The sequence below is a fragment of the Enterobacter sp. BNK-8 genome, assembly GCF_048685095.1.
Taxonomy (GTDB): Bacteria; Pseudomonadota; Gammaproteobacteria; order Enterobacterales; family Enterobacteriaceae; genus Enterobacter; species Enterobacter quasiroggenkampii.
In genome coordinates this window covers 3,142,401-3,162,243 of the sequence record NZ_JBLQTN010000001.1, presented here as the reverse complement: position 1 = coordinate 3,162,243, position 19,843 = coordinate 3,142,401, and the positions used below count along the sequence as shown (strand labels likewise).

Annotated in this window: 18 protein-coding genes; 13 read left to right on the top strand and 5 right to left on the bottom strand. The window is 61.3% G+C overall.

The features are described 5' to 3' along the window. Positions 1–169: 169 nt before the first annotated feature. Together ACMGGU_RS15235 and ACMGGU_RS15230 are read left to right on the top strand one after the other, a co-directional pair. Positions 170–1,366: an NAD(P)/FAD-dependent oxidoreductase gene (locus ACMGGU_RS15235; protein ID WP_395299496.1), complete on the top strand. Its 1,197-nt coding sequence runs from the start codon at positions 170–172 to the stop codon at positions 1,364–1,366. After that, on the top strand, positions 1,366–1,746 hold the full coding sequence (locus ACMGGU_RS15230; protein ID WP_214575065.1) for a DUF1641 domain-containing protein: 381 nt from the start codon (positions 1,366–1,368) through the stop codon (positions 1,744–1,746). Before ACMGGU_RS15235 ends, ACMGGU_RS15230 begins: the two co-directional genes overlap by 1 nt. 82 nt (positions 1,747–1,828) lie before the next feature. Here the strand turns inward: ACMGGU_RS15230 and ACMGGU_RS15225 are convergent, their stop codons facing one another. Continuing rightward, a complete protein-coding gene (locus tag ACMGGU_RS15225; RefSeq protein ID WP_023344667.1) occupies positions 1,829–2,662 on the bottom strand; it encodes a MurR/RpiR family transcriptional regulator in 834 nt (277 codons plus the stop codon). 292 nt (positions 2,663–2,954) lie between these two features. Between ACMGGU_RS15225 and ACMGGU_RS15220 the strand changes: the two genes are divergently transcribed. From ACMGGU_RS15220 to iolB, 10 genes are all read left to right on the top strand, one after another. Further along, positions 2,955–4,460: a CoA-acylating methylmalonate-semialdehyde dehydrogenase gene (locus tag ACMGGU_RS15220; protein WP_048226210.1), complete on the top strand. Its 1,506-nt coding sequence runs from the start codon at positions 2,955–2,957 to the stop codon at positions 4,458–4,460. Positions 4,461–4,471: 11 nt separating this feature from the next. Continuing rightward, on the top strand, positions 4,472–6,397 hold the full coding sequence (gene iolD, locus ACMGGU_RS15215; RefSeq protein WP_420300702.1) for a 3D-(3,5/4)-trihydroxycyclohexane-1,2-dione acylhydrolase (decyclizing): 1,926 nt from the start codon (positions 4,472–4,474) through the stop codon (positions 6,395–6,397). A 301-nt stretch (positions 6,398–6,698) separates the two neighbouring features. Continuing rightward, complete coding sequence (gene iolG / locus ACMGGU_RS15210; protein ID WP_032675319.1) at positions 6,699–7,685, top strand: inositol 2-dehydrogenase; 987 nt, start codon at positions 6,699–6,701, stop codon at positions 7,683–7,685. A 31-nt stretch (positions 7,686–7,716) separates the two neighbouring features. Beyond that, positions 7,717–8,646, top strand: a complete 930-nt coding sequence (locus tag ACMGGU_RS15205) for a sugar ABC transporter substrate-binding protein (protein WP_008502118.1) — start codon at positions 7,717–7,719, stop codon at positions 8,644–8,646. A gap of 54 nt (positions 8,647–8,700) precedes the next feature. After that, positions 8,701–10,248 (top strand): sugar ABC transporter ATP-binding protein, encoded by a 1,548-nt coding sequence (locus ACMGGU_RS15200; RefSeq protein WP_420300701.1) that lies wholly within the window; start codon positions 8,701–8,703, stop codon positions 10,246–10,248. 11 nt (positions 10,249–10,259) lie between these two features. Beyond that, a complete protein-coding gene (locus ACMGGU_RS15195; RefSeq protein WP_008502116.1) occupies positions 10,260–11,288 on the top strand; it encodes an ABC transporter permease in 1,029 nt (342 codons plus the stop codon). A gap of 8 nt (positions 11,289–11,296) precedes the next feature. Next, positions 11,297–12,430: a Gfo/Idh/MocA family protein gene (locus ACMGGU_RS15190; protein ID WP_420300700.1), complete on the top strand. Its 1,134-nt coding sequence runs from the start codon at positions 11,297–11,299 to the stop codon at positions 12,428–12,430. A 12-nt stretch (positions 12,431–12,442) separates the two neighbouring features. Then, positions 12,443–14,347: a bifunctional 5-dehydro-2-deoxygluconokinase/5-dehydro-2-deoxyphosphogluconate aldolase gene (locus ACMGGU_RS15185; RefSeq protein WP_196365166.1), complete on the top strand. Its 1,905-nt coding sequence runs from the start codon at positions 12,443–12,445 to the stop codon at positions 14,345–14,347. An 11-nt stretch (positions 14,348–14,358) separates the two neighbouring features. Continuing rightward, on the top strand, positions 14,359–15,249 hold the full coding sequence (gene iolE / locus ACMGGU_RS15180) for a myo-inosose-2 dehydratase (RefSeq protein WP_032675314.1): 891 nt from the start codon (positions 14,359–14,361) through the stop codon (positions 15,247–15,249). Positions 15,250–15,258: 9 nt separating this feature from the next. After that, positions 15,259–16,083, top strand: coding sequence for a 5-deoxy-glucuronate isomerase (gene iolB / locus ACMGGU_RS15175; protein WP_420300699.1), 825 nt, complete (start codon positions 15,259–15,261; stop codon positions 16,081–16,083). A gap of 53 nt (positions 16,084–16,136) precedes the next feature. On the opposite strand, the gene ACMGGU_RS15170 is transcribed toward iolB, so the two are convergent. From ACMGGU_RS15170 to ACMGGU_RS15160, 3 genes are read right to left on the bottom strand one after another with little or no spacing between them, the layout of a single operon-like run. Next, the gene (locus tag ACMGGU_RS15170; RefSeq protein WP_420300698.1) at positions 16,137–16,880 is read right to left on the bottom strand and encodes an alpha/beta fold hydrolase; all 744 of its coding nucleotides are present in this window, start codon (positions 16,878–16,880) and stop codon (positions 16,137–16,139) included. 11 nt (positions 16,881–16,891) lie between these two features. Next, entirely contained in the window at positions 16,892–17,359 is a 468-nt protein-coding gene (locus ACMGGU_RS15165; protein WP_032675311.1) for a DUF6130 family protein, read from the bottom strand. Between the two features lie 51 nt (positions 17,360–17,410). Then, on the bottom strand, positions 17,411–18,640 hold the full coding sequence (locus tag ACMGGU_RS15160) for an MFS transporter (RefSeq protein WP_325841096.1): 1,230 nt from the start codon (positions 18,638–18,640) through the stop codon (positions 17,411–17,413). A 97-nt stretch (positions 18,641–18,737) separates the two neighbouring features. Between ACMGGU_RS15160 and ACMGGU_RS15155 the strand changes: the two genes are divergently transcribed. Next, positions 18,738–19,628 (top strand): LysR family transcriptional regulator, encoded by an 891-nt coding sequence (locus ACMGGU_RS15155; RefSeq protein WP_420300697.1) that lies wholly within the window; start codon positions 18,738–18,740, stop codon positions 19,626–19,628. Here the strand turns inward: ACMGGU_RS15155 and ACMGGU_RS15150 are convergent. Then, positions 19,625–19,813 carry a YfgG family protein gene (locus ACMGGU_RS15150; RefSeq protein WP_021241815.1) on the bottom strand — a complete coding sequence of 63 codons (189 nt, stop codon included), beginning with the start codon at positions 19,811–19,813 and terminating at the stop codon, positions 19,625–19,627. The two genes, ACMGGU_RS15155 and ACMGGU_RS15150, sit on opposite strands and share 4 nt — an antisense overlap. Between the last annotated feature and the right edge of the window lie 30 nt (positions 19,814–19,843).

Genomic DNA, 19,843 nt, shown 5'->3' with positions numbered 1-19,843 from the left:
ATTATATTTTATAGTGTATATTATAAATGATGATCGGGTTGTCAAAATTAAATTTCTTATTAAGGGTTATATTGCGGAATATTACGCTGTTACTACGCTTTAGCTGAGCGTAACAGTGAAGCGGTCTGGTTACGTGAATTCCCATTCACTACCATGAGCGAATAAAGGAATGAAAAACCGCATAATGATTGTCGGCGGCGGCACGGGAGGAACCATTGTTGCCAACCTGCTGGCCAGGAAATTACGACGTGAAATTGCTGCCGGTCAGGTAGAGCTGGTACTGATTTCCGAATCACCAGTGCACTACTACAAACCCGCTTTTATGTATGTCGCCTTTAACCTCTTCCATCACCATGAACTGGCCCGGCCTGAACGGCAATTACTGAGTCCGGAAATTCAATTTATTACCGACAGGATTGAATCTTTCGATTTTAAGCAGCGTCGACTGTACGGAGCCAGTAAGCGACATTACGACTGGGATCTGCTGGTTATTGCCACCGGCTGCACACCTTTTACACAAAAAATCCCTGGCCTTGCCGACGCGGGCGATCATTTTTATCAATACGCGGCGGCCAGACAATTAGCGCATAAGCTCTCCACCATTAAAAAGGGGCGAATATTTATTACCGTCTCTTTCCCGGAAACGCCGAATGTGCCCCACCAGTGCGGCATCGCCCCCATTGAAACCACGCTGATGGTTGATGACTATTTGCGTCAGCGTGGCGTACGTAATCAGGTTGAGATTGTTTATACCTATCCGACCGTCGCGCAGCTGCTGCGAAACTGCCTGTTCCTGCAACGTCCGGTGGGGGAGGCGCTTGGCGATATTTTTGCCGCCAAAGGAATACAGCATCAGCGTGGTTTTACCTTAAGCCATGTCGATCCTGACAGCAAAATTGCCTATTCCGCCGAGGGCGATTCACAGAATTTCGACATCCTGATGGCAACGCCTCCCATCCGGGCAGTCGACGCGGTGCGTGATACCGGGCTTAGCGAGGTTCAGAACGGTGAAGGCTGGCTGCCGACGGATCACCAGACGCTGGGCGTCTACGGTCTGGAAGGCGTATATGTGATCGGCGATACCGTCGATCTGCCGATCAGTAAAGCGGGAGGATCGTGCCACAACCAGGCGCCCATCATCGCGGATAACATTGTGGCGGAGCTCTACGGCAGACCGCCCGGAAGCGGTAATCATTATGATGGACGGGTTCAGGCCGTCGCGCAGATGGGGCTCTGGGCCGGCATGCCGTTGGTATATGACTATCGCAATGACGTGACCCCCATGCCGGCGACAAAACTCGGCGGCATGCTGCGAAACGGTTTTAACCGTGGACTGTATTGGGGCGTCGTGAGGGGGATGTTCTGATGAGTGACCAGGAACAGTTACTAAAAAGCCTTGCCCCGCTTATGGCGGGCAATCGTCTGAATAATCTGGTTGATCTGCTTGCCGTCGTCGCAGACCTGCTGGAAATGGCCGATAACGCGATGGTCGAAAAACTGGCTGGCGTTTTTGACGATGTCGTGACCGTCGGCTGGGAAGGGGGAACCGCGTTACGCATGGCATGGGGGGAGCAAATTAACCGGGAAGGGGATATCTCACTTCGGCAGGTGTTTACTATGCTCAACGACCCTGATACCCGCCGCGGCATCATGCTTTTGCTGCGCGTGTTACAGATTACGGGGCAGCGTCTAAATGCCCTCGCTTCGGTCAGCTATCCTGAGTGTCCTGAGATCGAAAACCGCTAAGATCGGGCGGATGTACACCGGAAACGGCGATTATGCCGGGTAGCGTGTTTATGTTACCCGGCCTGTTGAGCGGTACCGTGGGCTATTTATCCCCGCCACCCAACCGATACGCCAGCGCCACCACCAGCGACTGCACCAGGCACAGCGTCGCCGACTGAGACCGAAACGCGTCCACCTGCGCCTCTTTCACTACAAAGCAGAGATCGCTGAACGTCGCCAGGGGGCTTATCTGGCTGTCCGTGATCACAATCTGCCGCGCGCCAACGCTGGCGGCGGTTTCGCTGACCATCACCGTCTCTTCCGCGTACGGCGAGAAGCTGATCGACACCACAATGTCGCGCGCCTTAATGCGGCTGATTTGCTCGCGCAGCATCCCGCCCATGCCGTCGAGCAGGATAGGGCGGCACTCCAGATGGCTCAGGGCATAGGTGAGGTAGGCCGCGACGCTAAAGGAGCGGCGCAGTCCGGCGATGTAGATGGTATCGGCGTCGGCCAGCAGCTGTACCGCGCGCTCCAGCATCTCCGGCTCGGCGCGGGCGGCCAGCTGCTGCAGCGCCTGCGCGTTTGAACGGGCAAACTCCTGCAGGATATCGAGCGGCGTTTCCGGCACGGCCTCGCTCTCCATCTCGCGGAACAGTCGGGCGCGGTCGCTGTAGCTGGCGGTCTCCTCCACCAGGTTCATGCGAAACAGCTGTTTCATTTCGTTGAAACCAGTGAAGTCAAAGGCGTTAGCAAAGCGGATCAGCGTCGAGGGCGGCACGTCGGCGCGCTCGGCAATGACGGCAACCGTATCAAACGCCACGCTGTTGGTATTGTCCAGCACGTAGCGGGAGACCTGCTGCAGCCTCTTGCTCAGGCTATCGTAGCGATCGCGGATTTGCTGCTGCAGTTCGTTCAGGCTGGTTGCTGTCGTCATCTTTTCCCCCAAATACAGTCATATGATTCTAAACGCAAAACCGCGTCTTTTAAATGTCGGCCATCCATCTGGCAGCAAAAATGAAACAGAAACTTCAGTCATTTCCTCGCCCGAAATTCCTTAATAGCGCACGCTGCGTCTGTGGTGCTGGCTGTTAACATAAAAATCCATCCTTGATCACAATAATCATCATTTATTTTATTTCAACTTAAAATGGAATATTTGTTTCATATATAGTGGTCAGTACACAGTGTTCAGGTCACAGTCACGTATCAACAGCGAGAGGTTAAGGATGGAGACGGTAGCGAATTTTATTCACGGCGAATGTGTCACCGGTTCAGGCCAGCGCGTTCAGGCGATCTTCAACCCGGCCACCGGCGAGCAGATCCGCCAGGTGGTGATGAGTACGGCACAGGAAACGGAGCAGGCGATTGCCGCCGCGCAGCAGGCGTTTCCGGCGTGGGCGCGTCATGCTCCGCTTAAGCGCGCGCGCGTGATGTTCCGCTTCAAAGCGCTGCTGGAAGAGAACATGGATCGCCTGGCCCGCCTCATCAGCGAAGAGCACGGCAAGGTCTTCTCCGACGCGGTGGGCGAACTGACCCGCGGCCTGGAAGTGGTGGAGTTTGCCTGCGGTATTCCGCATCTGCAAAAGGGCGAACACTCGGCGAACGTCGGGACCGGCGTCGACAGCCACTCGCTGATGCAGCCGCTCGGCGTCTGCGCCGGGATCACGCCGTTTAACTTCCCGGCGATGGTGCCGATGTGGATGTTCCCGATTGCGCTGGCGACCGGGAATACCTTCGTGCTGAAACCGTCGGAAAAAGACCCTTCTCTGGCGCTCGCGCTGGCGCAGCTGCTGAAAGAAGCCGGCCTGCCGGACGGCGTCTTCAACGTGGTGCAGGGCGATAAAGAGTCCGTTGACGTGCTCCTGACCGACCCGCGCGTGCAGGCGGTGAGCTTTGTCGGCTCCACGCCGATTGCGGAATACATTTACCAGACCGCGTCCGCCCACGGTAAGCGCTGCCAGGCGCTGGGCGGTGCGAAAAACCACTGCATTTTAATGCCGGATGCCGACATGGAGATGGCGACCAACGCCATCATGGGCGCGGCCTACGGCGCGGCGGGCGAGCGCTGCATGGCGCTCTCGGTGGTGCTGGCCGTGGGGGATAACACCGCCGATGACCTCTGCGCCCGGCTCGAAAAACAGATTGCCGTGCTGCGCGTCGGACCGGGGCTCGACCAGACGCCGGAAAACGAAATGGGGCCGCTCATCTCCTCCGCGCACCGCAGCAAGGTGCTGGGCTACATCGACAGCGGGGAAGCGCAGGGGGCGACGCTTCGCGTGGACGGCCGCGGGTTTAGCGTGAAGGGCCACGAGCAGGGCTATTTTGTCGGGCCGACGCTGTTCGATAACGTCACCCCGGAGATGACCATCTATAAAGAAGAAATTTTTGGTCCGGTGCTTTCTGTGGTGCGCGTAGCAGATTACGCCAGCGCGGTGGACCTGATTAACCGCCATGAATATGGTAATGGCTCGGCAATCTTCACCCGCGACGGCGGCTGCGCGCGTCGCTTCTGCGAAGAGGTGCAGGCGGGCATGGTGGGGGTCAACGTGCCAATCCCGGTGCCGATGGCATTCCACAGTTTCGGCGGCTGGAAGCGCTCCATCTTCGGGGCGCTCAATGTCCACGGCAACGACGGCGTGCGTTTCTATACCCGAATGAAAACCATCACCGCGCGCTGGCCGGAAATGCAGCAGGAGACAGGCGCTGCGTTCTCCATGCCGACGCTGGGCTGACAGGAGGCGTTATGCAAACCGAACGTATGACCATGGCCCAGGCGCTGGTCCGGTTCCTTAATCAACAGTACGTTAGCGTGGATGGCCACGAAACGCCCTTCGTGGAGGGCGTCGCCACCATCTTTGGGCACGGCAACGTGCTGGGTATCGGCCAGGCGCTGGAGCAGGATCCCGGCCATCTGCAGGTGATGCAGGGCTGTAACGAGCAGGGCATCGCCCATATGGCGACGGGATTTGCCAAACAGCACCGTCGTCAGCGCATCTTTGCCGTCACCTCCTCCGTCGGGCCGGGCGCCGCCAATATGATAACGGCGGCGGCAACCGCCACGGCGAACCGTATTCCGCTGCTGCTGCTGCCGGGCGATATCTATGCCAGCCGCCAGCCCGACCCGGTGCTGCAGCAGATTGAGCAGTATCACGACCTCAGCATCAGCACCAACGACTGCTTCCGTCCGGTCTCCCGCTACTGGGACCGCATTAACCGCCCCGAGCAGCTCATGAGCGCGATGCTCAGCGCGATGCGAACGCTTACTGACCCGGCAGATACCGGTGCGGTGACGATTTGCCTGCCGCAGGACGTGCAGGGGGAAGCGTGGGATTACCCGCTGAGCTTCTTCGCGCGTCGCGTGCACCACATCGAGCGCCGTCCGCCCGATCCCCAGCGTCTGGCGCAGGCGCAGGCGCTGATCGCCCGCAAGCGTCGTCCGCTGGTGGTGTGCGGCGGCGGGGTGCGCTATTCCGGCGCACATGAGGCGTTTCGCGACTTTGTCGAGACGCTGCAGCTGCCGTTTGCCGAAACCCAGGCCGGAAAGGGGGCGCTGGTAAGTGACCACCCACTTAACCTCGGTGGCGTAGGGGTGACGGGCGGAATGGCGGCCAACCAGCTCGCGCCGCAGGCTGATCTGGTGATTGGCATCGGCACGCGCCTGACCGACTTTACCACCGGCTCCAAGGCGCTCTTTTCCCATCCGGAGGTCGAATTTCTGCTGCTGAACGTGGCCGAGTTTGACGCCCAGAAGCTGGACGCCACGGCGCTGATTGCCGACGCTCAAACCGGGCTCGAGGCATTGACCCACGCGCTTGGTGATTACCGCAGCGGCTGGGGAGAGGCGATCGCTGAGGCGAAATCCGCCTGGCGCGACGAGTGCCGTCGCCTGTGGGATCGCCAGTGGCGTCCGGACGACGCGCCCGAAGTGGCGGGGCACCTGGACGCGCAGCTGGCGGAGTACGGCGAGACGCTCAATACCCGCCTGACCCAGACGCGGGTGCTGGGGCTGATCAACCAGCATATTGAAGATAACGCCATCGTAGTGGGCGCGGCCGGTTCGCTGCCGGGGGATTTACAGCGCCTCTGGCAGGTCAAAACGCCGGACAGCTATCACCTGGAGTACGGCTACTCCTGCATGGGCTATGAGATTGCGGCAGCCCTCGGCGCGAAGCTTGCCCGGCCCCAGCAGCCGGTATACGCCATGGTGGGGGATGGCTCATACATGATGCTGCACTCCGAGCTGCAAACCGCCGTTCAGGAGGGCATTAAGGTCACCGTTCTGCTGTTTGATAACGCCAGCTTCGGCTGCATTAACAACCTGCAGATGGGGCACGGCATGGGCAGCTTTGGCACGGAAAACCGCCATCGCAACCCGGAAACCGGACGGCTTGACGGTCCGCTGGTGAAGGTCGACTTCGCGCAAAATGCGCAGAGCTACGGCTGTCGCGCGTGGCGGGTGCACGACGAGCAAACCCTGCTGGCGGCGCTGGCGGCGTCCCGCGCGCATCCTGGCCCCACGCTGCTGGACATCAAGGTGCTGCCGAAGACCATGACCCACGACTACGCCTCCTGGTGGCGAACCGGCGATGCGCAGGTGGCGGAATCCTCTGCCGTGCGTGAAGCCGCGGAGCAAACGCAGGCGCAGGTGAAAAAAGCCCGTCAGTATTAAGTTTTTCCGTCGTAACGAAATTTTCATTTCATTTTCCCCTCACCCTAACCCTCTCCCCAAAGGGGAGAGGGGATGGTGTGGTGCACTCTTTTCTCCCTCACCCCTTTCGGGAGAGGGCCGGGGTGAGGGGAGCTGCTGTATGTCCTCCCATGTTGTGAGATTGATAACAAAATTTATCTCATTCATCTCAAAAGTGTTAACCCGCACTCAAAAACATAATTTTCACTATTTATAAAAATGAAATAAATGTTTTATTTATAGGGTCGTTAGTTCACAGCATTCACCAACACCGGGAGCCGTTATGTTTAACATTGCTTTACTGGGCGCTGGCCGAATTGGCCAGGTACATGCAGCTAACATCGCCAGCCACGGCGCGACCACGCTCTGGTCCGTGGTTGACCCGAATCAGGAATTTGCCACCCGCCTCGCCACGCAGTATCAGGCCCGCCAGCAGAGCCTGACTGAAGCGATGACCGACCCTAACGTTCACGCCGTGCTGATCGCCTCCGCGACCGATACCCACGCGGACCTGATTGAAATGGCCGCCCGCCACGGCAAGGCCATCTTCTGTGAAAAGCCGGTCCACCTCGACCTCGCCCGCGTGCGCGACTGCCTGAAGGTGGTCAAAGAGTATGACGTGCCGCTGTTTATCGGCTTTAACCGCCGCTTTGACCCGCAGTTCCGCCGCGTGAAAACCGACGTGCAAGCCGGGCGCATCGGCAAGCCGGAATCGCTGCTGATCATCTCCCGCGATCCGTCTCCACCGCCTGCGGAGTACGTGCGCGTCTCCGGCGGCATGTTCCGCGATATGACCATTCACGATTTTGACATGGCCCGCTTCATCATGGGCGAAGAGCCGGTGTCGGTGTATGCCCAGGGCAGCAACCTGGTCGATCCGGCGATTGGCGAGGCGGGGGATATCGATACCGCGTTTATCGTCCTGAAATACGCTTCCGGCGCGATGGCGACCATCGTCAACAGCCGCCGCTCCTCGTATGGCTACGACCAGCGCCTGGAACTGCACGGCTCCGAAGGGCTGCTGTGCGCGGGCAACATTCTGGAAAACCAGGTGCAGCACTACGGCAAACAGGGCTGCACCAGCGCGCTGCCGGAACACTTCTTCCTGCAGCGCTACAAATCCGCTTACGCCGCGGAATGGGAACACTTTGTCGCGGTCCTGCGCGGCGAAGCGGTGCCTGACTGCAGCGGCGATGATGGTGAACGTGCGCTGTACCTTGCGGATAAAGCGCTGGAGTCACTGCGCAGCCAGCGCGAGATCGTCCTCTAAACACCACAACCCTACACAGAGAGACATAATAATGAAAAAACTGATCGTAGCCGCCCTCATCGCCATGACGTCCGGGGCCGCCCTCGCCGAAAACGAGCAAATTGTTTTCAGTACGCCAAACCTGGCCATGCCGTTTGAAGTTCACATGCAGCGCACGGCGGTAAAAGCCGCAAAAGAGATGGGCGTGAAGCTTCAGGTGCTGGACGGGCAGGGCAGTTCACCGAAGCAGGTGGCTGACCTGGAAAACGCCATCACCCGCGGGGCGCAGGGCTTTATCGTCTCCCCGAACGACGTGAACGCGGTCTCCAGCGCGGTGGATGAAATTCAGGATGCGAAGCTGCCGGTAGTTACCCTTGATCGCTCCGTCGACAGCCAGAAGAAGGTGCCGCACTTTGGCGCCAACAACTACAAAGGCGGCCAGGCGATTGGCGACTTCGTCAAAACCAAATTCCCCGACGGGGCGGAGATCATTCTGCTGACCGGCCAGCCGGGCTCCTCCTCCAACATCGAACGCACCAAAGGGATCCGCGACAGCCTGAAGGCAGGCGGGGATAAGTACAAGATCGTCGCCGATCAGACCGGCAACTGGATGCGTTCTGAAGGGATGCGCATCGTGGAAAGCGTGCTGCCCTCGCTGCCGAAACGTCCTCAGGTGATCCTCTCAGCCAACGACGACATGGCGCTGGGGGCGATTGAAGCCCTGCAGAGCCAGGGCGTGAAGCCGGGCGAAATTCTGGTCACCGGCTTTGATGCGGTACCGGAAGCGCTGGCCCGCGTGCGCGACGGCTGGCTGGCGGTGACGGCGGATCAGCGTCCGGGCTTTGCGGTGCAGACGGCGATGAGCCAGTTGGTGGCCAACGTGCGCGAGAAAAAAGCCATCACCGGGGCCGACTACCCGCCGACGCTGATCACCAAAGAGAACCTGCAGCAGGCTGAGCGTATCGGTGAGGCCGGTAACTGATTTATCCGCAGCCGCCGCTGGCGCGGCGGCTCACTCTAAAGGAGGAGCAGACCGATGTCGCAACCCTTACTGAAAGTGACCGACCTGGCAAAAAGCTTTTCCGGCGTCTGGGCGTTAAGCAGCGCCCAGCTGACCGTCGGCGCGGGCGAGATCCACGCCCTGCTGGGGGAAAACGGGGCGGGTAAATCCACGCTGCTGAAGGCGCTCGCAGGGGCGCAGCCGCAAACCCGCGGGGATATCTGGTTCAACGGCGAAACGCTGCCGGTGGACGACTCCCCGGTGGAACGGCAGAACAAGGGCATTATCACCATCTATCAGGAATTCAACCTGCTGCCCAACATGACCGTCGCGGAAAACATGTTTCTCGGGCGCGAGCCGCGTAAACGTAACCTGATCGTCGACGAAAAGGCGGTCAATCAGGAGGCGCAGGTCATTCTCGACTATCTGCAGCTGAACGTTGCACCGACCACCCCGGTCGCCCGCCTGAGCGTTGCCCAGCAGCAGATGGTGGAGATCGCCCGGGCGCTGACCCTCAACGCCCGCTTAATCATTATGGACGAACCCTCCGCCGCGCTGAGCGACAGCGAGGTGGAAAGCCTGCACCGCGTGGTGCGCGAGCTTAAAAACCGTGGCGTGAGCATTATCTATGTCACCCACCGCCTGCACGAAGTTTTCCAGCTCTGCGACCGCTTCACCGTTTTCCAGGACGGCCGTTTTACCGGCACCGGTGCGGTGGCGGAGACCAACGTCGAACAGCTGATCCGCCTGATGGTCGGGCGCGACGTGGCCTTTAATCGCCGTCCCGCCAGCGAAACCCATCATGAGGACAAACCCGTCCGCCTGGCGGTGAAGGGGCTGAGCCGCGAAAAGCCGCCGCTGGATCCGCACGGCATCGCTCTGCACGACATCAGCTTCCACGTCCACGCCGGGGAGGTCTTAGGCATTGCCGGACTGGTGGGCGCCGGGCGCACCGAGGTGGCGCGCTGCCTGTTTGGCGCAGACGCGTTTACCGCCGGGAGCTTTGAGCTGGACGGCGTACCGTACCAGCCGCGCGACCCGCTCTATGCCCTCGACCAGGGCGTGGCGCTGGTACCGGAAGACCGCAAAAAAGAGGGGGCGGTGCTGGGGCTGTCGATTCGCGACAACCTGTCGCTCTCCTGCCTCTCCTCGCTGCTGCAGTGGCGCTGGTTCGTGAACACCCGCAAAGAGGACGATCTGATCGAGTCCTACCGCAAGGCGCTGCAGATCAAAATGGTCAACAGCACGCAGGAGGTGCGCAAGCTCTCCGGCGGTAACCAGCAAAAAGTGATCCTCGCGCGCTGCATGGCGCTCAACCCGCGGGTGCTGATCGTCGATGAGCCGACGCGCGGCATCGACGTGGGGACCAAATCAGAAGTGCACCAGGTGCTGTTTGACATGGCGAAAAAGGGCGTGGCGGTGATCGTAATCTCCTCCGATCTGCCTGAAGTGATGGCGGTGTCAGACCGGATCATCACCCTCAGCGAAGGCCGGGTGACCGGCGAGATCCACGGTGACGACGCTAACGAAGAACGGCTGATGACGATGATGGCCATCAACCACAACGCCCTGAACGCGGCATAACGGAGTTTCTCATGACGCAGATGATTTCTAAAACGCAGGCCCCGGTCAAACGCGCCGGACGCATCGATCCCATCGCCTTCTTCGAGCGCTTCGGGGTCCTGATTTTCATGATCCTGCTGCTGATCTTCTTCCAGTCGCAGAACAGTAATTTTTTCTCTGAACGCAATATTTTCAACATCCTGACCGAAGTCTCCATCTACGGGATCATGGCCGTAGGGATGACCTTCGTCATCCTGACTGCCGGGATTGACCTCTCCGTGGGCTCCATTCTGGCGGTCTGCGCCATGACCGCGGCGTACGTGATCAAGGGCGACAACTTCACCACCGTCGACCCGAACGCCTGGGGCGGCATGAGCTGGCTGATTGGGCTCGGGATTTGCCTGGCGATGGGCACGGCGATTGGCTTCCTGCACGGTCTGGGCGTGACCCGCCTGCGCCTGCCGCCGTTCATCGTGACCCTCGGCGGGATGACCATCTGGCGCGGCCTGACGCTGGTGATCAACGACGGCGCGCCGATTGCCGGTTTCGATCAGGGCTACCGCTGGTGGGGGCGCGGGGAGTTGCTCGGCATCTCCATTCCGATCTGGATCTTCGCCATCGTCGCCCTCGGCGGCTATCTGGCGCTGCATAAAACCCGCTGGGGCCGCTTCGTCTACGCCATCGGCGGTAACCCGGAGGCAGCGCGCCTGGCGGGGGTGAACGTCAAGCGCGTGCTGGTCAGCGTCTACGTGCTGATTGGCTGCCTGGCGGGGCTGGCGGGCTTCATTCTGAGCGCGCGTCTGGGGAGCGCCGAGGCGGTGGCCGGGATCTCCTTTGAGCTGCGCGTCATCGCCTCGGTGGTGATTGGCGGCACCTCGCTGATGGGCGGCTACGGGCGCATCGGCGGCACCATTATCGGCTCCATCATCATGGGGATTCTGATTAACGGCCTGGTGCTGATGAACGTCTCGGCCTACTACCAGCAGATTATCACCGGATTAATTATCGTTCTGGCGGTGGCGTTTGATACCTACGCCAAGAGCCGTCGCGGCGCACTGTGAGGATCACGATGAAAGAGGTTCGTATTGGATTGATTGGCACCGGGTATATCGGCAAGGCGCACGCTATCGCCTATGCCCAGGCCCCGACGGTGTTCAACCTGCGCGGCAGGCTGGTGCGCGAGATGGTGGCGGAAGTCACGCCGGAGCTGGCGGCAGCGCGCGCGCAGGCGTTTGGCTTCAACCGCTCCACCAGCGACTGGCGGGCGCTGGTGGCCGACCCGGCGATCGACGTGGTGGATATTTGCTCACCCAACCATCTGCATAAAGAGATGGCGCTGGAGGCGATCCGCCACGGCAAGCACGTCTACTCGGAGAAGCCGCTGGCGCTGAACGCCCACGACGCGCGCGAGATGGTCGACGCCGCGAAGCGGGCCGGGGTGAAAACGCTGGTGGGGTTCAACTACATGAAAAACCCGACGGCGCAGCTGGCGAAGGAGATTATCGCCCGCGGCGAGATTGGCGAGGTGATCCACTTCTACGGCACCCACAACGAAGACTATATGGCCGACCCGCGCTCGCCCATCCACTGGCACTGCTTTAAAGAGACCGCCGGGCTGGGGGCGCTGGGCGACCTGGCGGCGCATATCGTCAACATGGCCCAGTACCTGGTCGGGGAGATTGAGCAGGTTTGCGGCGACCTGAAGATCGTGGTCCCGGAACGCCCGGCGAAGGCCGGCTCGTCGGACATGGTTGCCGTCGAAAACGAGGATCAGGCCCACGCGATGGTGCGCTTCGCGGGCGGGGCGCAGGGCGTGATTGAAACCTCCCGCGTCGCCTGCGGCCGCAAGATGGGGCTGTCGTACGTCATTACCGGGACGAAAGGCGCCATCAGCTTCACCCAGGAGCGCATGGCGGAGCTGAAGCTCTATCTGCATGACGATCCGGTGAACCGTCAGGGATTCCGTACCTTACTCGTCGGCCCTGCACACCCGGACTACGCCGCGTTCTGCATGGGCGCAGGCCACGGGATAGGCTTTAACGATCAAAAAACGGTGGAGGTGCGCGATCTGGTGGACGGGATTGCCGCCGACGTGCCGATGTGGCCGGACTTCGAAGAGGGCTGGAAGGTGTCGCGCGTGCTGGACGCGATCGCGCTCTCGCACCGGGAAGGCCGCTGGCTGAACGTGAACGACATTGTCTGATGAGGTATCAACGTGGAAAAGCAGTTTGATGTGATATGCATGGGCCGCGTGGCGGTAGACCTCTACAGTCAGCAGATTGGTGCCCGTCTGGAGGATGTGTCGAGCTTTGCCAAATACCTCGGCGGCTCGTCCGGCAACGTGGCGTACGGCACCGCGCGCCAGGGCCTGCGCTCGTCGATGCTGGCGCGCGTCGGCGATGAACATATGGGCCGCTTCCTGCGGGAAGAGCTTAACCAGGTGGGCTGTGATACCAGCCATCTGATCACCGATAAAGACCGCCTCACGGCGCTGGTGCTACTCGGCATTAAAGACCGGGACACCTTTCCTCTGATTTTTTATCGCGATAACTGCGCGGATATGGCCATTACGGCCAGCGATGTGGACGAAAGCTACATTGCCTCCGCACGTTGTCTTGCCATCACCGGGACTCACCTTTCTCATCCTCAGACCCGCGAGGCGGTGCTGACGGCGCTGGGCTATGCCCGCCGTCACGGCGTGCGCACGGTGCTGGACATCGACTACCGTCCGGTGCTGTGGGGGCTGACCTCCTTAGGCGACGGTGAAACGCGCTTTATCGCCGCCGATAAGGTCACCCGCGAGCTGCAGGAGGTGCTGCACCTCTTCGACGTCATTGTCGGCACCGAGGAGGAGTTTCACATTGCGGGCGGCAGCACGGAGACCCTGCAGGCGCTGGGGCAGGTGCGTGCCGTGAGTGAAGCAACGCTGGTCTGCAAGCGCGGCGCCCTCGGCTGCTCGGTCTATACCGACGCCATTCCACCCCGGCTGGACGACGGCCTGACGGTGACCGGCGTGCGCGTGGAGGTGCTGAACGTCCTCGGCGCGGGGGACGCGTTTATGTCCGGCCTGCTGCGCGGCTACCTGAACGACGAGGGCTGGGAGCAGGCGTGTCGTTATGCCAACGCCTGCGGCGCGCTGGTGGTCTCGCGCCACGGCTGCGCCCCGGCGATGCCGAGCAAAATCGAGCTGGATGACTATCTCTCCCGCGCTGCGGATGTGCCGCGCCCGGACCTCGACCCGCGTCTGAACCACCTCCACCGGGTGACCACCCGCCGCCGCGAGTGGCCGGAGCTGTGCGTGATGGCCTTCGACCACCGCAGCCAGCTTGAGGATATGGCGCTGCAGTGCGGCGCGTCGATCGGGCGCATTCCGGCGCTGAAGCAGCTGATCCTGCAGGCCAGCCGCGAGGCGGCGAGCCGCGCCGGGCTGGAGGGCAAAGCCGGCCTGCTGTGCGACGGCACCTTTGGTCAGGACGCGCTGAACGCCATCACCGGCGAGGGGTGGTGGATTGGTCGCCCCATTGAGCTGCCGGGCTCGCGTCCGCTGGAGATGGAGCATGGCAACATTGGCACCCAGCTCATCAGCTGGCCGCAGGAGCACGTGGTGAAGTGTCTGGTCTTTTTCCATCCGGAAGACGCTCACGGCCTGCGCCTGGAGCAGGAGCAGAAAATTGCCGAGGTGTATCACGCCTGCTGCCGGTCCGGGCACGAGCTGCTGCTGGAGGTGATCCTTCCCGCCAGCATGCCGCGCAGCGACGAGCTCTACCTGCGCGCCATTTCCCGCTTCTACAACCTCGGCATTTATCCCGACTGGTGGAAGCTGCCGCCGCTCTCAGCGGAGGGCTGGACGGCGCTGAGCGAGATTATCGAACGCCGGGACCCGCACTGCCGCGGGGTGGTGATCCTCGGCCTGGACGCTCCGGCGGAACAGCTGCGCGCCGACTTCAGGGCCGCAGCGGGGCAGACGGTAGTAAAAGGCTTCGCCGTAGGGCGCACGCTGTTTGGCGATGCCTCCCGCGCGTGGCTGAAGCACGATATTGACGATGCGCAGCTGGTGGCGCGCATCCGGGACAACTACCTGCAGCTTATCGCCTGGTGGCGCGAGCGCGGACACGCATAATGGAGACGACAATGAGTGTACAACTGGGCATTAACCCGCTGACGTGGACAAACGACGATCTGCCTTCTCTCGGCGCGGAGACGTCGCTGGAGACCTGCCTGAGCGAAGGTAAAGAGGCCGGTTTCGCCGGTTTCGAGCTGGGCAATAAGTTCCCGCGCGAAGCGCGCCTGCTCGGCCCCATCCTGCAGCGCCACGACCTGCAGCTGGTCTCCGGCTGGTATTCCGGCCGCCTGCTGGAGCGCAGCGTGGAGGAGGAGATCGCCGCCGTGCAGTCCCACCTGACGCTCCTGCGCGAGCTGGGGGCGAAGGTGCTGGTCTTTGCGGAAGTGAGCGGCTGCATTCACGGCGAGCAGCAGACCCCGGTGCACCTGCGCCCGCGCTTCCCGCAGGCGCGCTGGAAGGAGTATGGCGAGAAGCTTACCGAATTTGCCCGCTACACCCAGCAGCAGGGCGTGCAGATTGCCTACCATCACCATATGGGCACGGTGATTGAGTCCGCCGACGACGTGGACAATCTGATGACCCACACCGGCGACGCGGTGGGGCTACTGCTGGATACCGGTCATCTGACCTTTGCCGGGGCCGATCCGCTGGCGGTGGCGCAGCGCTGGGCGTCGCGTATCAACCACGTTCACTGCAAAGACGTGCGTGCCGACGTGCTGGCGGACGTGAAAAACCGCAAAACCAGCTTCCTTGATGCGGTACTGAGCGGCGTGTTTACGGTGCCGGGCGACGGCTGCGTGGATTATCCGCCGATTATGCAGCTGCTGAAGGCGCAGGACTATCACGGCTGGCTGGTGGTGGAGGCGGAGCAGGATCCGGCCATTGCCCATCCGCTGACCTACGCCCGTCTGGGGTATAACAATCTGAGCCGTCTGGCGCGCGACGCCGGACTGATTTGAGGAGATGACATGTCACGTCTGTTATCACGCTGGCAACAGCCGAACGCGGAGGGGTGCACCCAGTCCGTCACGCCGGAAAGCGCAGGGTGGGGGTACGTCGGCTTTGAGGCGTATGAGCTACAGGAGGGGCAGACGCTGACGCTGCCCGCCGTCCGCGAAGAGCGCTGCCTGGTGCTGGTGGCAGGACGCGCCTCCATCAGCACGCCTTCCGCGCAGTTTAACGACATCGGCGAGCGGATGAGCCCGTTCGAGCGCATCAAGCCGTGGGCGGTGTACGTCACTCCGCAGGAGACGGTGCAGGTGAAGGCGCTGACGACGCTGGAGCTGGCGGTCTGCGCTGCGCCGGGCAAGGGCACCTGTCCGACGCGGCTGATTGCGCCGCAGGATATCGACGCTGAGGCGCGCGGCAAGGGCCATAACCAGCGCTACGTGCACAACATTTTGCCGGAAGACAAGCCCGCCGACAGCCTGCTGGTGGTGGAGGTCTGGACCAACGAGGGCTGCACCAGCTCGTACCCGAGCCACAAGCACGACACGGATAACCCGCCCCAGGAGACTTACCTGGAGGAGACCTACTACCATCGCCTCAACCCGGAGCAGGGGTTCTGCATGCAGCGGGTTTACACCGACGACAGAGCGCTGGATGAGTGTATGGCGGTCTACAACCGTGACGTGGTCATGGTGCCGAAGGGCTACCACCCGGTGGCGACGATGGCCGGGTATGACAGCTATTATCTCAACGTGATGGCCGGGCCGGTGCGCAAGTGGATGTTCACCTGGGAAGAGGACCACGCGTGGATTAATCGGGATTATCCCGCGGATGGCGGGCGCTGAGGCTGTTTTTGCCGGGTGGCGCTGCGCTTACCCGGCCTACAATTCGCAAAAAATTACTTTGCTTCAATCGCCTGCTCAATTGTCCGGGCAACGATCTGCGGCTGGCTCACCATCGACACGTGGCTCGCCGCCACCTCGGTGGTTTTAGCGTGGATCGTCTTCGCCATCGCGCGTTCAAGCGCCGGGTTAATCATCCGGTCATTCTGACTCACCACATACCAGCTCGGTTTGTTGTGCCACGCGGCGTGAGTCACTTTTTCTGCGAAAGCTTCGCCCTTTATTGGCCCCTGCGTGGCCGCAATGGTCTGTTGTTCACCCGGTTTCACGTCCGGCGCGAAATCCTTCCTGACGGCTTCCGTCGGCAGGTATAAATAGCCGTCCGCTGTTTTGGCAATGCCCGCGCTGCCCGGCGGTGCAGGGTAGCTTCCTGCCAGGTCCGCCGTCGACTGGCCGGAGTCCGGCGCGAAAGCCGCCACATACACCAGCGATTTTACCCGCGCATCGTTGCCCGCTTCGCTAATCACGGTGCCGCCCCAGGAGTGACCCACCAGCACTACGTCACCCTGCGCGCGGGCGATGGCCCGCTTTGTGGCGGCAACGTCATCTTTTAGCGACGTGAGCGGCAGTTGGACGGCAATGACCTCTGCGTGCTGTTTCTGCAACAGGGTAATGACCTTATTCCAGCTGCTGCCGTCGGCAAACGCGCCGTGGACCAGCACGACGCTGGTTTTACTCTGCGCAAAGGCGCTGGCGGAAAGCGCCAGCAGGCCTGCCGTGACTACAGACAGTGCTTTCATCTTCAGACTCCTTAAAAATGGTGGACCGCCGCGTGGGGCGGGACGGTGAATTCAACGGTTTTGTGGTCGAGCGGCTTGTGCGTCGGGTCGGCCAGAATTATTGTCACCTTGTGTTTACCGGCGGGCAGCCCCACCAGGATCACCGGCTCTCCGCTGGTGTCAGCCCAGTGCCACGGCGCGTCATCCACCACCACGTGAATGTGCCCGATGCGCGGGGTGACCTTGAGCGCGTCGGGCCCGAATACCGGCTCGATGCGAAGGTTTTCGGCGCGGTACTGGATAAACACCGCGCCTTTGCTCAGCGGCCCGGCAAGCGGCGGATCGACGATCAGTTTTGCAGGCGGCTGCGGCTGCGCCAGCGGGGCAACGGCGGCGGGGCCGTTAACGTCCGCGGCGCTCAGATTGTCCAGGGGAGTGGCCTGGGCACCTGCGACGGATGTCAGGACAAGCAGGGGGAAAATTACGTAGCGACGAATCATTGCTCTCTCTCCTCATCAGTTCTCAATGGCGACAGGGAAAGAAAACCATTTTTATGTATCGGAGATATTTGCCGGAGGGGGCGTTTTGTACCCGTTTGTCACCGTGGCCCGCGGGATACAGTGCGATACAGTTTGCCTCCCGGGACGGCGCACAATGGCTATCGCCAGCCCGGCAATCAGCAGCGTCAGGCCCGTCGATACCCCCATTGCACCCGCGATCCCCAGCGTTTTATTTAGCCACGCATAGGCATACGGTGAGGCTGCGGCCATAAGCTGACCGGGGATAAGCAGTAAGCCCGTGCGGCGGGCATAGCTTTCCGCGCTAAACAGTTCCAGCGGCAGGGTGGCTTTGACAAGGGTAACCAGCCCGTTGATGGCCCCATAGCCCAGCACAAAACCGGCCGCACACCAGACAAACAGGGCGCTGCTCAACCCAACAAGAAAACAGAGCGGCATGGCGAGAGCGGTAAAAAGCGTTAACGTGAAGGGCGTTAAGCGAGCCCCCGCCAGCACTTCCAGCGAGCGCGCGCCCGTCTGGCCGATTCCCCACAGCATGCCGATAGCGACCGGCAGACCGTAGTGGGCAATAAACTCCGGCAGATGGGTGGAGGTGCCGTTAGAGACAAAGGTGATGAGGGCAATGAAGGCGGCATAAAGCCAGCCGTTTCGGCGCTCGTTGTTCAGCGGCGGTGCGGCGATTTTCGTCTTCACCGTCAGCCGCTGCCGGGGAAGCGTGCGGATCAGCAACGCGCTCAGCAGGCCAAGCAGGGCATAAATGCGTAATGCGTCCTGCCAGCGCATCACGTGAAGCAGCGCATCGCCCAGCGGCCAGAAGACGACGGAGGCCAGCCCGCCCGCCAGCGTGACGCGCGAGATTGTTCTTCGCGCCTGCTGTCCGTAGAGGTTGACCAGCGCGGCGAAGAGCGCATCGTACAGCGACAGGCGCATTCCCACGCCTGTGACCAGCCAGGCGCCGTACCAGCCATAAAGCGTCCGGGTATACGCCATACAGGCACAGCTTGCGGCGATCAGCAGCGTTCCGCCCATCACCACCTTCTGACCGCCAAAGCGTGCCAGCAGGCGGGCGACAAAAGGGGATACTACCGCCATCACCAGCATCGCCAGCGTCAGGCCGAGGTAAATCTGCGGTGATGACCATCCCCGGTCGGCTGAAATGGCCAGCGCAAAGGTGCCGGGCATATAAAACGAGATCCCCCAGTTGATGAGCTGATTGCACCCGGCTGTGAGGGCGAGGCGGTGTGGCAGGGCAGGTATTTCCATGAGTGTTCATTCCGCTATGCAGTTGTCCTGAGCATAACGGGCGCGGTATTGTGCTGGCAGGGCCGCAACCTTATGCGCGGTATAAGAGAAACTTTGAATGACGACGCTTAATCTGGGCTATCTCGCCACCTTCCGTCTGGTGATCCAGCGCGGCAGTTTTTCAGCGGCAGCGGACGTGCTGGGCCTCTCCCAGCCCGCCGTCAGCCTGCAAATACGCCAGCTGGAGCAGTTTCTGCAAACGCGGCTGGTGGAGCGTACCGGGCGAGGGATTAAGGCGACGGCTGCCGGAGAAACCTTGCTGGCGCACGGGGAGCGTATTCAGCAGGTGGTGGATGACGCCATCCGGGCCGTGAATGCGTTTAGCCACGACGTAAGCGGCACCATTACCCTTGGCACGGGCGCAACGGCCTGCATCCATCTTCTGCCGCCGCTGCTGGAGCAGCTACGCCACGACTATCCGCTCCTGAGCGTGGGGGTGACGACGGGCAACACCCTCGACATCGTCAGAGCTATCGAAGAGAACCGTCTCGATATGGGGCTGGTCACGCTGCCGGTGAGTGGCAGAGCGCTGGACGTGATGCCGGTGATGGACGAAGAGTTTGTCTTTATCGCCTCAAGGGAACAGCAGGCTGCATTCAGGGACTTCACCCCAGCCGCGCTGCACGCTCATCCGCTGATAGCCTTTGAATCAGGCAGTGGGACCCGGGCGCTGATCGACGGCTGGTTTGCCGCCCAGGGTTTAGCGATCGCGCCGGTGATGCAGCTTGGCAGCATCGAGGCGATCAAACGCATGGTTCGCGCAGGGCTGGGCTACAGCATCGTGCCGCGCATGGCGGTGGAACAGGAGGTCGATCGCGAAGGGCTATGCGTGATGTCGCTGAAGCCCATGCTGCAGCGGCAGCTGGCGGTGGTCATGCGGCAGGATAAAATCCTCAGCAAAGGGATCGCGGCCCTTATTCGGCTCGTGCAACATCCTTCGGCGGGTTAGCGGTCAGCGGTGTCGACGGTCAGGCTGGATTGCTGCGACTGGGTTTTATCCTGATGGTGGTACCAGGCGCCAATCGAAGAGTAAACGAAGCGGCCAAAGAAAAACAGGAAGCTGATGAGCAGTATGATGCGGGTCATTCGGGTGTTAAATCGATGTCGTTTGCGCATACGCGTGACCTGACTCACTCTGTTTTTCCTGGATAAGCCCTTCCGGGC

What these genes read in the sequence shown, in the direction of transcription:
- ACMGGU_RS15155 (WP_420300697.1), top strand. Translation starts at nt 18,738, where the DNA reads ATGACGACGCTTAATCTGGGCTATCTCGCCACCTTCCGTCTGGTGATC.
- ACMGGU_RS15235 (WP_395299496.1), top strand. Translation starts at nt 170, where the DNA reads ATGAAAAACCGCATAATGATTGTCGGCGGCGGCACGGGAGGAACCATT.
- ACMGGU_RS15225 (WP_023344667.1), bottom strand. Translation starts at nt 2,662, where the DNA reads ATGACGACAGCAACCAGCCTGAACGAACTGCAGCAGCAAATCCGCGAT.
- ACMGGU_RS15200 (WP_420300701.1), top strand. Translation starts at nt 8,701, where the DNA reads ATGTCGCAACCCTTACTGAAAGTGACCGACCTGGCAAAAAGCTTTTCC.
- ACMGGU_RS15230 (WP_214575065.1), top strand. Translation starts at nt 1,366, where the DNA reads ATGAGTGACCAGGAACAGTTACTAAAAAGCCTTGCCCCGCTTATGGCG.
- ACMGGU_RS15170 (WP_420300698.1), bottom strand. Translation starts at nt 16,880, where the DNA reads ATGAAAGCACTGTCTGTAGTCACGGCAGGCCTGCTGGCGCTTTCCGCC.
- ACMGGU_RS15190 (WP_420300700.1), top strand. Translation starts at nt 11,297, where the DNA reads ATGAAAGAGGTTCGTATTGGATTGATTGGCACCGGGTATATCGGCAAG.
- iolE (WP_032675314.1), top strand. Translation starts at nt 14,359, where the DNA reads ATGAGTGTACAACTGGGCATTAACCCGCTGACGTGGACAAACGACGAT.
- ACMGGU_RS15205 (WP_008502118.1), top strand. Translation starts at nt 7,717, where the DNA reads ATGAAAAAACTGATCGTAGCCGCCCTCATCGCCATGACGTCCGGGGCC.
- ACMGGU_RS15165 (WP_032675311.1), bottom strand. Translation starts at nt 17,359, where the DNA reads ATGATTCGTCGCTACGTAATTTTCCCCCTGCTTGTCCTGACATCCGTC.
- ACMGGU_RS15220 (WP_048226210.1), top strand. Translation starts at nt 2,955, where the DNA reads ATGGAGACGGTAGCGAATTTTATTCACGGCGAATGTGTCACCGGTTCA.
- iolD (WP_420300702.1), top strand. Translation starts at nt 4,472, where the DNA reads ATGCAAACCGAACGTATGACCATGGCCCAGGCGCTGGTCCGGTTCCTT.
- iolG (WP_032675319.1), top strand. Translation starts at nt 6,699, where the DNA reads ATGTTTAACATTGCTTTACTGGGCGCTGGCCGAATTGGCCAGGTACAT.
- ACMGGU_RS15195 (WP_008502116.1), top strand. Translation starts at nt 10,260, where the DNA reads ATGACGCAGATGATTTCTAAAACGCAGGCCCCGGTCAAACGCGCCGGA.
- ACMGGU_RS15160 (WP_325841096.1), bottom strand. Translation starts at nt 18,640, where the DNA reads ATGGAAATACCTGCCCTGCCACACCGCCTCGCCCTCACAGCCGGGTGC.
- iolB (WP_420300699.1), top strand. Translation starts at nt 15,259, where the DNA reads ATGTCACGTCTGTTATCACGCTGGCAACAGCCGAACGCGGAGGGGTGC.